General features: G+C 64.7%; 11 protein-coding genes. 5 read left to right on the forward strand and 6 right to left on the reverse strand.

Features of this window, described 5'->3' with window-relative positions:
- The first annotated feature begins 41 nt into the window (after positions 1–41).
- Complete coding sequence (locus FA90_RS08175; RefSeq protein ID WP_036167788.1) at positions 42–1,118, forward strand: putative zinc-binding metallopeptidase; 1,077 nt, start codon at positions 42–44, stop codon at positions 1,116–1,118.
- Between the two features lie 108 nt (positions 1,119–1,226).
- Here the strand turns inward: FA90_RS08175 and FA90_RS08180 are convergent, their stop codons facing one another.
- The gene (locus tag FA90_RS08180; RefSeq protein ID WP_036167790.1) at positions 1,227–2,264 is read right to left on the reverse strand and encodes an alpha-E domain-containing protein; all 1,038 of its coding nucleotides are present in this window, start codon (positions 2,262–2,264) and stop codon (positions 1,227–1,229) included.
- 1 nt (position 2,265) lies between these two features.
- On the reverse strand, positions 2,266–3,678 hold the full coding sequence (locus FA90_RS08185; protein ID WP_036167792.1) for a circularly permuted type 2 ATP-grasp protein: 1,413 nt from the start codon (positions 3,676–3,678) through the stop codon (positions 2,266–2,268).
- Between the two features lie 185 nt (positions 3,679–3,863).
- Between FA90_RS08185 and FA90_RS08190 the strand changes: the two genes are divergently transcribed.
- The 3 genes from FA90_RS08190 to FA90_RS08200 are packed head-to-tail and all read left to right on the forward strand — an operon-like array spanning position 3,864 to position 10,772.
- A complete protein-coding gene (locus FA90_RS08190) occupies positions 3,864–7,202 on the forward strand; it encodes a DUF2126 domain-containing protein (RefSeq protein ID WP_036167795.1) in 3,339 nt (1,112 codons plus the stop codon).
- 34 nt (positions 7,203–7,236) lie between these two features.
- On the forward strand, positions 7,237–9,837 hold the full coding sequence (locus FA90_RS08195) for a circularly permuted type 2 ATP-grasp protein (protein ID WP_036167798.1): 2,601 nt from the start codon (positions 7,237–7,239) through the stop codon (positions 9,835–9,837).
- Positions 9,834–10,772, forward strand: a complete 939-nt coding sequence (locus tag FA90_RS08200; RefSeq protein ID WP_051971577.1) for a transglutaminase family protein — start codon at positions 9,834–9,836, stop codon at positions 10,770–10,772. Before FA90_RS08195 ends, FA90_RS08200 begins: the two co-directional genes overlap by 4 nt.
- Positions 10,773–10,775: 3 nt before the next feature.
- Here FA90_RS08200 and FA90_RS08205 read toward each other — a convergent pair whose 3' ends face one another.
- The 3 genes from FA90_RS08205 to FA90_RS08215 form a co-directional block, all read right to left on the reverse strand.
- On the reverse strand, positions 10,776–11,621 hold the full coding sequence (locus tag FA90_RS08205; RefSeq protein WP_036167800.1) for an SHOCT domain-containing protein: 846 nt from the start codon (positions 11,619–11,621) through the stop codon (positions 10,776–10,778).
- A gap of 36 nt (positions 11,622–11,657) precedes the next feature.
- Positions 11,658–12,374 (reverse strand): dienelactone hydrolase family protein, encoded by a 717-nt coding sequence (locus tag FA90_RS08210; RefSeq protein ID WP_036167805.1) that lies wholly within the window; start codon positions 12,372–12,374, stop codon positions 11,658–11,660.
- 373 nt (positions 12,375–12,747) lie between these two features.
- Positions 12,748–13,620, reverse strand: coding sequence for a hypothetical protein (locus FA90_RS08215; RefSeq protein ID WP_036167807.1), 873 nt, complete (start codon positions 13,618–13,620; stop codon positions 12,748–12,750).
- 189 nt (positions 13,621–13,809) lie between these two features.
- Here FA90_RS08215 and FA90_RS26260 point away from each other — a divergent pair, with 189 nt between their 5' ends.
- Positions 13,810–14,232, forward strand: coding sequence for a hypothetical protein (locus FA90_RS26260; protein WP_156116633.1), 423 nt, complete (start codon positions 13,810–13,812; stop codon positions 14,230–14,232).
- Between the two features lie 280 nt (positions 14,233–14,512).
- Here FA90_RS26260 and FA90_RS08225 read toward each other — a convergent pair whose 3' ends face one another.
- The gene (locus FA90_RS08225) at positions 14,513–14,881 is read right to left on the reverse strand and encodes a hypothetical protein (protein WP_036167812.1); all 369 of its coding nucleotides are present in this window, start codon (positions 14,879–14,881) and stop codon (positions 14,513–14,515) included.
- Positions 14,882–14,961 lie beyond the last annotated feature (80 nt).

Here is a 14,961-nt window from a genome sequence, read left to right on the forward strand (position 1 = left end):
TGTTAGATTGTCATCACAACTTAACTCATTCTCGGTCTACCATGAAAACGTTTCACTGCGACAAGTGTTCACAGCAAATATTTTTCGAAAACACCCTCTGCTTCAATTGCCAGAGCACGCTGGGCTATCAGCCTGCGACGCGCAGCATCAACGCCTTCGAGGAAACCGACACCGGCCAATGGCGCAGCCTGCACCGCAACGACGCGGGCAAACTGTACAAAAAGTGCGGCAATTACGTCGAACATAACGTCTGCAACTGGATGCTGCCGGCGGACGACCCGCACGACCTGTGCGAGTCGTGCCAGCTGACGGTCGTGATTCCGGCGCTGACATCGGAAAAAAACCGGGTGCTCTGGGCGCGCCTGGAAGCGGCCAAGCGCCGTCTGCTGTTTTCGCTGGCGACGCTGAACCTGACCCCGGTATCGAAAGAGAAGGAACCCGAGACCGGGCTGGCGTTCCAGTTCCTCGAAGACGGCGGGCCGGACCAGCACGTCATGACCGGCCACGACAATGGCCTGATCACGCTGAACATCGCGGAAGCCGACCCGGCCGAGCGCGAACGCACGCGCGAACAGATGCATGAACGCTACCGCACGCTGCTGGGGCACTTCCGCCACGAGAGCGGCCACTACTATTTTGACCGGCTGGTCGCCGACAGCGAGTGGATCGACGGCTACCGCGCCCTGTTCGGCGACGAGCGCCAGGATTATGGCGAGTGCCTGAAGCGCCACTACAACGAAGGACCGCCGGCCGACTGGGATGCGCACTTCGTGAGCACCTACGCCAGTTCTCACCCGTGGGAAGACTGGGCCGAAACCTGGGCCCACTACCTGCACATGCTCGACACGCTCGAAACCGCGAACGCGTGCGGCTTGTCGCTGCATCCGGCCAAGGCGGACGAACCGGAGCTGGACCGTGTCATCCTGCCCACCAGGACAGATGCGTTCGACAGCATCACGCGGGAATGGTTCACCCTGACCTACGTGCTCAACAGCCTGAACCGCAGCATCGGCATGCCGGACTCCTACCCGTTCACGCTCAGCACCCCGGTACTGGAAAAGCTCGGATTCGTGCACAAGGTGGTGCGCGCCCAGATGAAGGCGCCTGCGGCAGCGTAAATGACTGCGCCGCACCCGGCCGGCGTGCCCGGCGGCAGTCGCGGCCGGGCGTGCTCACAGCGGCGCGGCCACGGCGCTGCGCACGCCCGCCTCCCGACCTCCGGTCGCTCAACCCGTCCGGGTCTGCGTCTGCGTCTGCGTCTGGCTCTGGGTTTGCGTCTGGGTTTGCGTCGGCGTCGGCGCCTCTTCCTCCTCGACTTCCGGCGCCACCGGCAGCAGGAAATCGTGCCCGATGCCGTTGCCCAGCTCCGCGATCGACGCCAGGAAGGTCGTCATGAACTCATGCAGGCCTTCGTCCAGGATGTCGCCGATCTGCGCCGACTGCAGTTTGCCGTACAGTTCCTCGGCCAGGCGTTGGGTGTTTTGCGACAGGTCGTTGCGCACTTCCTGCAGGTTGGCGACGACCGCGCACATGCAGGCCACCAGCGAACGCGGCATCTTCGGCTGCAGGATCAGCAGCTCGGCCACGCGCGTCGGGGTGATCGCGTCGCGGTAGACCTTGCGGTAGGTCTCGAACGCGGACACCGAACGCAACAGGGCGGCCAGGTAATAGAATTCGACCTGCTCATCGGCCTGGATCACGTCGGAGTCGAGGAACTTGAACTTCACGTGCAGGATGCGCGCCGTGTTGTCGGCCCGTTCGAGGAAGGTGCCGAGGCGGATGAAGTTGAAGGCCTCGTCCTGGAACATGGTGCCCAGCGTGACGCCGCGCGACATGTGCGAGCGGTACTTGACCCATTCGAGGAACTTGCCCGGGTGGTGTTCGAACATGCGGCTCTTGAGGTGTTGCTGCAGCGTCAGCCAGGTCGTGTTCTTGGTCTCCCAGACTTCGGTGGTCAGGTCGCCGCGCACGGCGCGCGCATTCTCGCGTGCGGCGCGCAGGCAGCTGGCGATCGACGAGGGATTGTCCGGGTCGCGCACCATGAAGTCGATCACTTCCTTCTGGGTCAGCGCGCCGTATTTGGCATCGAACTGCGACTGGAGCTCGGACACGCCCAGCATCGCGCGCCAGCCTTGCTGTTCGGCGAGCGTCGATTGCGGCATCAGCGAATACTGGACGCGCACGTCGAGCATGCGGGCCGTGTTCTCCGCCCGTTCGGTATAACGGGCCATCCAGTACAAATGATCTGCGGTACGGCTCAACATACTAACTCTCCAATATCCAGGTATCTTTGGTGCCGCCGCCCTGCGACGAGTTGACCACCAGCGAGCCTTCCTTCAGGGCCACGCGGGTCAGGCCGCCCGGGACCATCGACACGGTCTTGCCCGACAGGACGAACGGACGCAGGTCGATATGGCGCGGCGCGATGCCCGACTCGACGAAGGTGGGACAGGCCGACAGGGCCAGCGTGGGCTGGGCGATGTAGCCGTCCGGCTTGGCCAGCAGGCGCTCGCGGAAAGACGCGATCTCGGCCTGGGTCGACGCCGGCCCGATCAGCATGCCGTAGCCGCCGGCGCCGTGCACTTCCTTGACCACCAGCTCGGACAGGTTCGCCAGGGTGTAGTCGAGATCGTCTTTTTTCCGGCACTGGTAAGTCGGGACGTTGTTGAGGATCGGCTTTTCGCCGAGGTAGAACTCGATCATGTCGGGCACGAACGGATAGATCGATTTGTCGTCGGCCACGCCGGTGCCGATCGCATTGGCCACGCCGACCCTCCCCGCGCGCACGGCGTCGAGCAGGCCGGGCACGCCCAGCGTCGATTCGGGACGGAAGGCGCGCGGGTCGAGGTAATCGTCGTCGACGCGGCGATAGATGACATCCACGCGCTGCGGTCCGCGCGTACTGCGCATGTAGACGGTGTCGTCGCGTACGTACAGGTCCTGCCCCTGCACCAGGGTCACGCCCATCTGCTGCGCCAGGAAGGCATGCTCGAAGTAGGCCGAGTTGTACATTCCGGGCGTGAGCACGACCACGGTGGGGTCGTCGACGCCTTGCGGGGCCACGCTGCGCAAATTGTCGAGCAACAGGTCCGGGTAGTGGTCGACCGGCGCCACGCGGTTGCGCGCGAACAGGTCGGGGAACAGGCGCATCATCATCTTGCGGTTTTCCAGCATGTACGAGACACCGGACGGCACGCGCAGATTATCTTCGAGTACGTAGAACTCGCCTTCGCCGGCGCGCACGATATCGACCCCGGCGATGTGAGCGTAAATATCCGACGGAACCCTCACGCCCTGCATGGCGGGCCGGTATTGCGCATTGTTCAGCACCTGTTCGCGCGGGATGACACCGGCACGCAGGATTTCCTGGTCATGGTAGACGTCATGCAGGAAGCGGTTCAGCGCAGTGACGCGCTGGACCAGGCCGGCCTGCAGCCGGGTCCATTCGGCGGCATCGATCACGCGCGGAATGATGTCGAACGGGATCAGGCGCTCCTTGCCGGCGTTGTCGCCATACACGGCGAACGTGATCCCGACGCGCTGGAAGTTCAGCTCGGCTTCCGCCCTCTTCTGCTCGGTCACTTGCGGCGTCTGTTGCGCCAGCCACTCGGCAAACGCCTGGTAATGAGGCCGCACGGTCGCCGTGTTGGAATACATCTCGTCGTAAAAATTCGGCATCGTCTCCTCCTATGCCGGGATAGTAACAAGAAATGTGTCAAGATATGGTCCGAATGGCAACGCAATCGTGTCGCGGGTAATCGTGCCGAGATAACCGACATTCCACTCATATAATTTGGTGCATCGAACCAGGCCTGTCCCGTTTGCCCCACCTGATCGCGCCCACACCGAAAGGCACTCCCCGCATGGCTATCCGTATCGCACTCCATCACAAGACCAGTTACCGTTACGACCGCCAGGTCGCCCTGTCGCCGCATGAAGTCCGGCTGCGCCCGGCGCCCCACGCGCGTACGCCGATCCTGTCGTACTCGCTGACGGTGCAGCCGGAACAGCATTTCATCAACTGGCAGCAAGACCCTTACGGCAATTACATCGGGCGTTTCGTGTTTCCGGAAAAGTCGGACAAGCTCGAGTTCACGGTCGACCTGGTGGCGGACATGACCGTCATCAACCCTTTCGATTTCTTCATCGAGAGCTATGCCGACACCTTCCCGTTCGCCTATCCGGACGAACTGAGGACCGAACTGAGTCCCTACCTGCAGACCGACACGCCGGGCCCTTTGCTGGCCGAATGGGTGGCGGCGGTACGGCGCGAGCTGCTGGCGCATCCGATGTCGACGATCGACTTTCTGGTCGCGATCAACCAGCGTCTCCAGGGCAAGATCGGCTACCTGGTGCGGATGGAGCCGGGCGTGCAGACGCCGGAAGACACGCTGCTGAAATGTTCCGGCTCGTGCCGCGACAGCGGCTGGCTGTTGGTGCACGCGCTGCGCGAGCTGGGGCTGGCGGCGCGCTTCGTGTCCGGCTACCTGATCCAGCTGCGCGCCGACCAGCAGGCGCTCGACGGTCCCGCCGGCCCGGCCGAGGACTTCACCGACCTGCACGCGTGGACCGAGGTATTCATTCCCGGCGCCGGCTGGATCGGGCTGGACCCGACCTCGGGCATGCTGGCCGGCGAAGGCCACATTCCGCTCGCCTGCACGGCGATGCCCTCGTCGGCGGCGCCGGTGACGGGATTTACCGACAAGGCCGAGGTCGAATTCGTCCACGAGATGACGGTCACGCGCATCCACGAAGACCCGCGCGTGACCAAGCCGTACTCGGAAGCCGACTGGCAGGGCATCGAGCGCCTGGGCCGCCAGGTCGATGCCGACCTGCAGCGCCAGGACGTGCGCCTGACCCAGGGCGGCGAACCGACCTTCGTGTCGATCGACGACATGGACGGGGCGGAATGGAACACCGAGGCGCACGGCGAGAACAAGCGCGCGCTGGCGGGCAAGCTGATGCTCCGCCTGAAAGACCACTTTGCGCCGGGCGGACTGGTGCACTACGGCCAGGGCAAATGGTATCCGGGCGAGCCGCTGCCGCGTTGGGCGCTGAATATCTTCTGGCGCGCCGACGGCCAGCCGATGTGGGCCGATCCGACCCGGTTCTCCGATGAACACGTCGACGACGGCTATGGCGCCGACGAGGCGGCCCGCTTCGCCGCCGAACTGACCGCGACACTCGGCTTGGGCGCGCACAGCGCGATCCCCGCCTACGAGGACGTGCCGGTGCAGGCCAGGCACGAACAGGCGCTGCCGCCCAACCTGGACCCGTTGCGGGCCGACCTGAAGGCGCCCGAAGAGCGGCGCCGGCTGGCGCGCCTGCTCGAGCGCGGCCTGGGCCAGGTGGCCGGCTGGGTGCTGCCGCTGCAGCCGGTGCAGGACGGCCCGGCCGGCACCGGCTCGCAGAATTCGGGCTGGCAGACCTCGGCCTGGCCGCTGCGGCGCGAACACCTGTACCTGATCGAGGGCGACTCGCCGATCGGCTTGCGCCTGCCGCTCGGTTCGCTGCCGTGGGTGCAGCCGGAACAGCGCGATGGGGCGTTCGACGTCGACCCGTTCGCGCCGCGCGGCCCGTTGCCGGCCGCGGACCGGAGCCAGCGGCCGATCCCGGGCCTGGCGCCGGCCAAGCATGCGCAGCCGCCGGCCCTGCCGAGCGAACCGGGCGCGCGCGACGTCATCCATACCGCGCTGTGCGTCGAAGTGCGCGCCGGCCGCCTGTACGTCTTCATGCCGCCCTTGAAGCGCATCGAGGATTACCTGGCCCTGCTCGGCGCGGTCGAAGCGACCGCGGCCAAGCTGGACATGAAGCTGCGCATCGAAGGCTATGTGCCGCCGCGCGACGCGCGCGTCAAGCTGCTCAGCGTCACGCCCGACCCTGGCGTGATCGAAGTCAATATTCATCCGGCTGCAAGCTGGGACGAGCTGGTCGCCAACGTGACGACCCTGTACCAGGAGGCGCGCCTGACCCGCCTGGGCACCGAGAAATTCATGTTCGATGGCCGCCATACGGGCACCGGCGGCGGCAACCACGCCACCCTCGGCGGCGCCAGCGCCGAAGACAGCCCGATGCTGCGCCGGCCGGACCTGCTCAAGAGCCTGATCACTTACTGGCAGATCCATCCGGCCTTGTCCTACCTGTTTTCCGGCACCTTCGTCGGGCCGACCAGCCAGGCGCCACGGGTCGACGAAGCGCGCGACGACAACCTGTACGAACTGGCGATCGCGTTCCAGCAGATGGACCAGGTGCTGCCGACCCTGGCGCCGGGCGACAAGCCCTGGATGGTCGACCGCCTGCTGCGCAACCTGCTGGTCGACCTGACCGGCAATACGCACCGCGCCGAGTTTTCGATCGACAAGCTGTATTCGCCGGACGGGCCGACCGGGCGCCTGGGCCTGGTGGAATTCCGCGCCTTCGAAATGCCGCCGCATGAACGCATGAGCCTGTTGCAAATGCTGCTGTTGCGCGCCCTGGTCGCGCGCTTCTGGAACCGGCCTTGCCGGACCACTCTGGTGCACTGGGGCACCGCGCTGCATGATCGCTGGATGCTGCCGCACTTCGTCGCCCAGGATATCCGCGACGTCGCCAGGGACTTGCGCGCGGCCGGCTACGCGTTCGAAGATCACTGGTTCGAGCCGTTCATCGAATTCCGTTTCCCGCGCTTCGGCACCGTGGTCTACGAAGGCGTCGAAATGGAGCTGCGCCAGGCGATCGAGCCGTGGAACGTGCTCGGCGAGGAAGTCGGCGCCGGAGGCACCGCACGTTATGTCGATTCCTCGGTCGAACGGATGCAGCTGCGCGTGCGCGGGCTGACCGACGGCCGCCACGTCGTCGCCTGCAACGGGCGCATGCTGCCGCTGCACCCGACCGGCGTGCCGGGCGAATACGTGGCGGGCGTGCGCTTCCGCGCCTGGAGCCCCTGGTCGGCCCTGCACCCGACCATCAAGGTGCAGGCGCCGCTGGTGTTCGACCTGGTCGACACCTGGAACGGCCGCTCGATCGGTGGCTGCACTTACCATGTGGCGCATCCCGGCGGACGCAACGAAACGGGATCGCCGGTCAATGCGAATGCTGCCGAGGCACGCCGCGTGGCGCGTTTCTGGCCGCATGGCCACACGCCCGGCCCGATGACGGTGAACAAGGAAGAGCCCAATCCGCGTTTCCCGATGACGCTCGACTTGCGCTGGCAACCGGATTGACTTGGGCAGCCGTTTACGCCGTAAAATAGTTGCCATGCAGAATCCATACCTTGCCCAGTCATTGCTGGCTCAATACCACGCCGCACCGGACGGTTTCGACGAACTGCTCGATGCGGCGCGGTTGCCGCGCGCCCACTGGCGCGCGGTGCTCGACAGCCTGGAGCACGAAATGCCCGACCTCATGCGCCAGCGCATGGAGATGGTGCGGCACCAGGTGCTCGAAAACGGCGTGGCCTACAACGTGCTGGCGCAGGCCGAAGGCAGGCAACGTTCGTGGGAACTGAACGTGCTGCCGCTGATCCTGCCGCACGAGGAATGGAGCGGCATCGAGGCGGCCGTCATCCAGCGCGCTACCTTGCTCAACAAAATCCTCGCCGACGTCTACGGCGAGCAGGACCTGCTGCGCGACGGCCTGTTGCCGCCGGCGCTCATCCATGGCAACGCCGGCTTCCTGCGCCCGTGCCACGGCATGCGGCATTACGACGACGTCGCTCTGCATTTTTATGCGGTCGACCTGGCGCGCGCACCCGACGGCCGCTGGTGGGTCGTCGCCGACCGCACCCAGGGCCCGTCCGGCGCCGGCTATGCGCTGGAAAACCGCGCCATCATGACGCCCATCTTCCCCGACCTGCTGCGCGAACTGAAAGTGCAGTCGCCCGCCGGGTTCTTCCGCACCGTGCACGACAGCCTGGTGCGCTGGGGACGGCTGTGCGCGGCCGGGGGCGACGCCCCGAGCCCGCTGCGCGAAGGGGAAATGCCGCTGATCGTGATGTTGACCCCGGGCGCAGGCGCCGAGACCTACCACGAGCAGGCCTACCTGGCGCGTTATCTCGGCTTGCCGCTGGTCGAAGGCGACGACCTCACCGTGCGCAACGGCGTGGTCTACCTGAAGACACTGGACGGCCTGTTGCGCGTCCATGTGGTCCTGCGCCTGCTGGACGACGACGCATGCGATCCGCTGGAATTGCAAAACCGGCTCGATGGCGCCGTGCAGGGCGTGGCCGGACTGACCCACGCCGCCATGCGCGGCAACGTGGTGGTGGCCAACAGCCTCGGCTCGAACCTGATCGAATCGGGCGCCCTGCTCGGCTTCCTGCCGGCGCTGTCCAAGCGCCTGCTGGGCGAACCCCTGAAAATGCCTTCGGTCGCCACCTGGTGGTGCGGCGAGCCGTCGGCGCTGGAAGCGGTGATCGGCAACCTGGATCACTTGGTCATCAAGCCCAGCTTTGCCCATCTGCCGCAGTTTGCCGTGTTCGGCCAGGACCTGACCGTGGATGCGCGCGCGGCCCTGATCGCGGACCTGCGCGCCAACCCGAACAATTACATCGCCCAGGAGCGGGTGCGGCTGTCGCAGGCGCCGGTCTGGACCGACGGGACGACAACGGGGGCAGCGCCGGGCCTGAAGGCGCGCGCGGTCGGGCTGCGGGTGTTCGCCTGCGCCACCCCGAACGGCTACGTGGTCATGCCGGGCGGGCTGACCCGGGTCGCCACCGGGCCGGATGCGCGCGTGCTGACGATACAAAAGGGCGGCGCCAGCAAGGACACCTGGGTCCAGGCGCGCGCCGGGTCGCAGCAGCACCGCCTGCAAAAGCGCAGCATCCTGGGCCAGGACCTGGTGCGCGAAGACACCAGCCTGCCGAGCCGGGTGGCGGAAGACCTGCTGTGGTTCGGACGCTATACCGAGCGCTGCGACAATATCTGCCGCCTGCTGCGGGTCGCACTGAACATCCTGTTCAACGTGCGCTTCCACCAGCGCGGCGCGGAATGGCCGACGGTCGAGTCGCTGTGCATCTGGTTCGAGCTGCTTGCCGAAAAACCGCCGGCGGCCCTGGCCGCGGGCCAGGCCGCCAACGACGCCGGTGCGCCGCCGGCCGCCATTTTCACGGATGCCGAGATCGAGTCGGCCCTGCTGCTGGCGGTGGTGTCGCCCGCCGTTCCCGGCCTGGCCCGGCAGCAGCAGCAACTGCACCGGCTTGCCGGCCAGGTGCACGAACGCTTTTCGATCGACAATTGGCACGCATTGAGCCGCCTGGCCCAGCCCGCCACCCAGCTGGCGACGCCGCCGTCCCAGTCGGAAGTGATGACGATCCTCGACGACGCCGCCACCGCGCTGATGACACTGGCCGGATTCGCCCACGACGGGATGACGCGCGACCTCGGCTGGCGTTTCATGTTCATCGGGCGCCGCCTGGAGCGGCTGCAATTCCAGAGCGTCGCGCTGCAGCGCGCGCTCGCCATGGACGTGAACGGCAACCTCGACTGGCTGCTCGAACTGTCCGACAGTATCATCACCTACCGCGTGCGTTACCGCAGCCAGCCCGAGTGGCTGCCGGTGCTCGACCTGCTGCTGTGCGACGAGACCAATCCACGCTCGATCCTGTTCCAGCTCGACAGCATCCTGCGCACCCTGGCCAAGATCGCCAAGACCCACGGCCCCTGCGGCGAACATCTGCTGGCGCCATTGAGGGAAGAAGTGCTGGCGCTGCAGCCGGACATCGACCTGAACCACGGCAATGCCCGGCTGAGCGACCTGCTGCACCGGATCCAGCTCGCCAGCGCGGCCCTGTCGGAGCAGCTCGGCATGCAGTTTTTCAGCTATACCGACATCGGCCAGCAAAGGAACCGCACGTCATGAGCGATTTTGCGGGGAGCACGGACGTCTGCGCGCGCTATCGCGTCGTGCACGAAACGCGCTATCAATACCAGAGCACGGTCAGCCTGTCGCAGCAATACCTGCATCTGACGCCGCGCTCGTTCGCACATCAAGCCACCGAATCGCATCTGATCTGGCTCGATCCCGCCCTCCACGACAGCAAGGACGGCGTCGATTACTTCGGCAATCACACCCGCCATGTGTCGATCGCCCAGCCGCACGACAGCTTGCTGGTGCATGCGGAATCAACGGTCGCCCTGCGCCCGCGCCCGGACCTGGCGCAGATCGCCGGGACCCTGCCATGGGAAAGCGTGCGCGACATGATGGGCAAGGAAAAGAGCGCGGCCACGCTGGACGCCTGCCGCTACCTGTACGCCTCGCCCCATGTGACCCTGTTCCCCGAGCTCGAAGCGTACGCACGGCGCAGCTATACGCCGGCGCGGCCCCAGCTCGATGCCGCGTTTGATCTGACACAAAGGATCTTCGACGAGTTCGAATTCGACGCCAGGGCAACGGAGATTTCGACGCCGCTCGAGCAGGTGCTGCGCGGACGGCGCGGCGTCTGCCAGGATTTCGCACAGCTCATGATCGGCTGCCTGCGCAGCATCGGCCTGCCGGCGCGCTACGTGAGCGGGTACATCCTGACCCACCCGCCGCCGGGCAAGCCGCGCCTGGTCGGCGCCGATGCCTCGCATGCCTGGGTCTCGGTATATTGCCCGGCACTGGGCTGGGTCGACTTCGACCCGACCAATCGCTGCCTGGTGCACCATGAACACATCACGCTGGGCTGGGGCCGCGATTTCAGCGACGTCACCCCGATGCGCGGCATCGTGCTCGGCGGCGGCGCGCAGACGCTGTCGGTGCAGGTCACGGTGACGCCGCTGCCGTTGCCCGGCGCGCTGCCTGACCAGGCCTGAGCCCTACAGGCGCGCCAGCAACTCGGCCTTCTTGGCGTCAAACTCCGCTTCGGTCAGGATGTCGCGGCTGCGCAGTTCGGCGAGCTTGTCGATCGCGGCAAAGATGTCCATGCCGGCGGCGCTGGCCGTGCCGGCGTGTTGCGGCATCGCGGCCGACGGTGCCGGTCTCGATGGCGCCGTTGGCGCAACGCCGTCGACCGACACGACCGGCAAGCGTGCGACATCGATCAGGCCGCGCTGGCTGGTAAAGCTGAGCGAGCCGCCATGCGACTGCTGCTGTGAAAATCCGCCGATCTGGTGGTCCAGCGTATCGTAGATTGTGACCCGGCCGTTCACGTCGATGGCCAGGCGGCGCTCGCGCGCGAAATAGGCGTAGCGAACGCCGTTCTGCGCGCCCGCGCTGTTAGGCGAAGGCAAATCGGCGCCCCACCAGTTGCCGGTGCCGGCGTGCGCAGGCGCGATGAACAGACTTGCGCCGCCGGCGGGCGCCGCGTTCCCGCCGTAGTTTGCTCCGCCCGCATGGCTGTGCTGTTGCTGGCCGCCCTGGCTTTGCGACTGGAAGCTGCCGCTCCTGAGCAGGTCCGGCTGCCGCGCGACCAGTTGCGCGAGTTCAGTGCACAGCTTGCTGACGCTGGCTTTGAGACTGTTGTTGAACATGTCCGATACCATCGTCATGCCGCCACTCATCCATTGCCCCGAGCCGGCGAATTCCGGATGGTTGAACTGCGCCATCCTGCCGTTGCCGTCGATGACCGACTGCAGCATGCTCAGGACCGCATCCGTGCTGTAGCCGTAGCGCTTGGCGATATCCTCGATGATCTGCTGTCCGGCGGGAGAGAGCTGCTGCATGGTCGTTTTCCTGTCGTTAGATTCTTGCTTGCCGTCTCAGGCCGGTTTTTTCCACAAGGTGCGGCCGAAGAACGTCAGCGTACGATCCCACGCGGTCTGCGCCCAGGCCGGATCGTACTGGGTGCCGGCGATCCGGCCCGGGCCGACAGCCTGCTCGTTGGCGAAGGCGTGATGCGCCAGGTAGCGGTGCGGCTCGTAATCGACATGCGCGGCGGCCAGCTTCTTGTCGAGTTCGTCGATCGTCGCGATCGGGAAGAAAGCGTCCTGGGTGCCCCAGTGCGCCTGCAGCGGCGCGCTGATCTTGTTGGCGTCGATATAGTCGAGCGGCGGGCAGCCGTACCAGACCACGGCGGCCGACAGATCGGACAATTGCGACGCCGCCAGCAGCGTCAGCGCGCCGCCCATGCAAAAACCGGTCACGGCGACGGCCGGCGCACGCTCCTTCAGGTAGTCCACGGCGCCGCGAATGTCCTGGCTGACCGCATCGCCGAAGTTCAGGCTGTCCATCAGGTGATGGGCTTCCTCCTCTTCCACCGTCATCTTGCCGCGATACAGGTCGGGCACCAGGGCCAGGTAGCCGGCCTGGGCGAGACGGTCGGCGACGCCGCGGATCTGGTCGTTCAGTCCCCACCATTCCTGGATGACGACCACCGCAGGGGCGCCCTCGAGCTTGTCCGGTTGCGCCAGATAGCCTTGCACCTCCTGGCCATCCGGACGCTTGAAGGTGACCATCGATGATTGAGTCTGTTTCATGAGTTTGTCTGTCGAGTCGAAAGGGTTTTACCATTCTACTCGTCAGCGAAGCCGGGCGCGCCGGCGGCACCGTATCGCGTGCCGTGGTCAGCGCGCGGCGGCGCAGCCCTCCTCTCCTAGACCTACTTCGAGCACGCGCTCGAGCTCGAGCCCGGCACGATGCTCTGGTCGGTGTCGCCGCGCCGACGTCGCCCTGTCGATGACCGTGGACGTCTGGAACGGCGCTATTGCCAGCGCCGGCATCGGATCGGGCGCGTGGGTTCCTGGCAGGCTCACGCATCTGCTGATACCTGCACCAACTGAACAGCAGCCTTGATATGGCAACTGGAGACGCGCCAGTTATGTTCGATAAGCAGAATAATGCGTGAGCACTTTACGCACCGCTGAATCCGCGCGCCACGATGCCTTGAATCCAGGACGACAAGAGCTCCAGTGACTCCCGCGCCGTTGACAATTCCATATGACCATACCCGAACAAGAATCCGGTTGGATTCGACCCCGGCCCGGCCAGATCGGTCATTGGCTGGAAACGAACGCCATTCGCCTTCAATGCCTCTTGCAATGCGCAATCGATTCGGGCGGTCTGACCGCGCAGGACGACAAGCATGCCTGCGCCATTGCCCTGGAACGCAATATACCGGCTGCACGGCGCCAGCTGCTTCTGGATGAGCCGACGAATCGACAGGTAGTGACGCCGCGACCGCCGGATGTGACGGTCGAGTTCACCCGACCTCAACAGCGCTTCCATGATTTTCTGTGCCGGCCAGGAAGCGCGTTGATGGGCTTGACCTATCCGGAAAGCGATATTTCGCGCTATTTGCGGCGGCGCGACCGCAAAGCCGATGCGCAATGCCGGCGATGCCGCATTGGCAAATGTCCCGAGGAGCATCGTATTGTCTGGCGCCATGCTGTACAAGGTCGGGTAATCGCTGCCTTCGTAAGTGAATTCGCAACCGTAGTCATTCTCGAGAATCAGCGTGCCATGATGTTGCGCATGACTGATCAGCTGCTGGCGTCGTAATGCGGAAAGCCGTCCGCCTGCCGGATACCGATGGTTGGGCGTAACGTGTACCAACACCGGTTTTTTCTCGGCGCCGAATGCGCGGCCGACCATCAAACCCTCGCCGTCGACCGGCACATGGTCGAGATCCGCCCCGACCTTGAGGAGCGCTCGCCTCACCAAAACACCGAAGTCAGCACAGCCAAGCGCATCAGCAGATCTGCAGGTAATCCGGACCAGATACAAAAATCCGCATGCACACGACTAGAATGCGTCATTTCGCATGGGTCTGCTTTTTGTTCAACCGAGACTGTTTCGTCATACCGCCATCAATGGCCTTGTAGTCGCCCGCCTGCTTCCTAGACTGTCATTACCGTTTTGGCTTGGCCAACTTCGTGTCGAGCAAGACGCTAATTCCTGAAAGAAGGAGCGATCATGCGTACTCTCTACCTGGCAATTCCTGTCTGTTTAGTTCTGGCTGCGCCAAACGCCGGCGCCCAGTCGAAAGACTACCCTGCAACCGACAGTACTTCGCTGTTGACGGTCCAGGTTACAGCACCGCCTCAAGCGATTCACGTATCCGAGGACGAAACCATGCCGATCAGTGGCACGTACGCGATGTCCAACGGCTGGCGCATGCATGTGCAACCGGCACGCGATGGGATCGTGGCAAAGATCGACAAAGAGCGCCCGATGCGGCTTTTGGCTGTCTCTGCAGACAAGTACATGACGCGCGACGGCAACGTGGTGATGGAATTTAACCGCGGCAGAGACAGGGACGACATGATGATGAGCTACGTTCCGACCTCCAACCTGGCGGCAGTCGTCGTGATGACCGCAAACGTCGCTTCACGCTGAAGCAGCATAAGGACCGACCTGGTGTACGTCCGCAACCGAACCGCTGCGGACGTACCGGAAATTCAGATAGTCGTTCAAAACTCACGTCCCACGTGAAGAGGACGGCAGCATCGTCCCGGATCATGGACGTTCCGTTCTGGCAAAAGCGCCAACTCATCGCCACATTCTCCTGCCAGCCAAGCGCAATGACGTTCTCGAAGAGAGCGCCATTCCCGATGAACAAGCATTCCGCGCCTTCGGTGACCGTCTGCGCTTGCGCCTGGCGCACAGCTCACACACTTCAGGCAATCTTGCAGGGCACCTTGATCAGCTCATCTTCGGCAAACAGGGCGCACATGCGGTGAAAGCCGTCGGCGATGATCAAGCCTGAGCCATCGTTCTGGCGCACGAGCAAGATAGGGCCAAGCGCTTCGCCGTCGCGGATTTGCTGCTGCTGACGGTCCCAATCGAAGGCAGAGACTTCGGACATTGGCGTACGGGAGGCGCGCAAGATATCTTTGGCCTGGTATTCCGACATCGGCGCAGCGCGTAATTTACGCAATAGTTTGCGACACTTGTGGGGTTTGAACAGTAAGCTCAAATATCTTTCCGCCGAAACATAGTCGCTGTCGACGGGGCTGCTCAGCCAGTTGATTTTCGTTTCTTTCATGGTCCAGGCTCGGGAATCAGGCAATTTCGCAAAGGGGGTAGCGACATAATCAATTTACCCGAATGGCGCCCATGTGAGCG

This window comes from Massilia sp. 9096 (genome assembly GCF_000745265.1).
GTDB lineage: Bacteria > Pseudomonadota > Gammaproteobacteria > Burkholderiales > Burkholderiaceae_D > Telluria.

Bases quoted from the DNA above. Each gene is read 5' to 3' on its own strand.
- FA90_RS08180 (WP_036167790.1), bottom strand. From the start codon at position 2,264: ATGTTGAGCCGTACCGCAGATCATTTGTACTGGATGGCCCGTTATACC.
- FA90_RS08175 (WP_036167788.1), top strand. From the start codon at position 42: ATGAAAACGTTTCACTGCGACAAGTGTTCACAGCAAATATTTTTCGAA.
- FA90_RS08200 (WP_051971577.1), top strand. From the start codon at position 9,834: ATGAGCGATTTTGCGGGGAGCACGGACGTCTGCGCGCGCTATCGCGTC.
- FA90_RS08210 (WP_036167805.1), bottom strand. From the start codon at position 12,374: ATGAAACAGACTCAATCATCGATGGTCACCTTCAAGCGTCCGGATGGC.
- FA90_RS08190 (WP_036167795.1), top strand. From the start codon at position 3,864: ATGGCTATCCGTATCGCACTCCATCACAAGACCAGTTACCGTTACGAC.
- FA90_RS08195 (WP_036167798.1), top strand. From the start codon at position 7,237: ATGCAGAATCCATACCTTGCCCAGTCATTGCTGGCTCAATACCACGCC.
- FA90_RS08205 (WP_036167800.1), bottom strand. From the start codon at position 11,621: ATGCAGCAGCTCTCTCCCGCCGGACAGCAGATCATCGAGGATATCGCC.
- FA90_RS08185 (WP_036167792.1), bottom strand. From the start codon at position 3,678: ATGCCGAATTTTTACGACGAGATGTATTCCAACACGGCGACCGTGCGG.
- FA90_RS08225 (WP_036167812.1), bottom strand. From the start codon at position 14,881: ATGAAAGAAACGAAAATCAACTGGCTGAGCAGCCCCGTCGACAGCGAC.
- FA90_RS26260 (WP_156116633.1), top strand. From the start codon at position 13,810: ATGCGTACTCTCTACCTGGCAATTCCTGTCTGTTTAGTTCTGGCTGCG.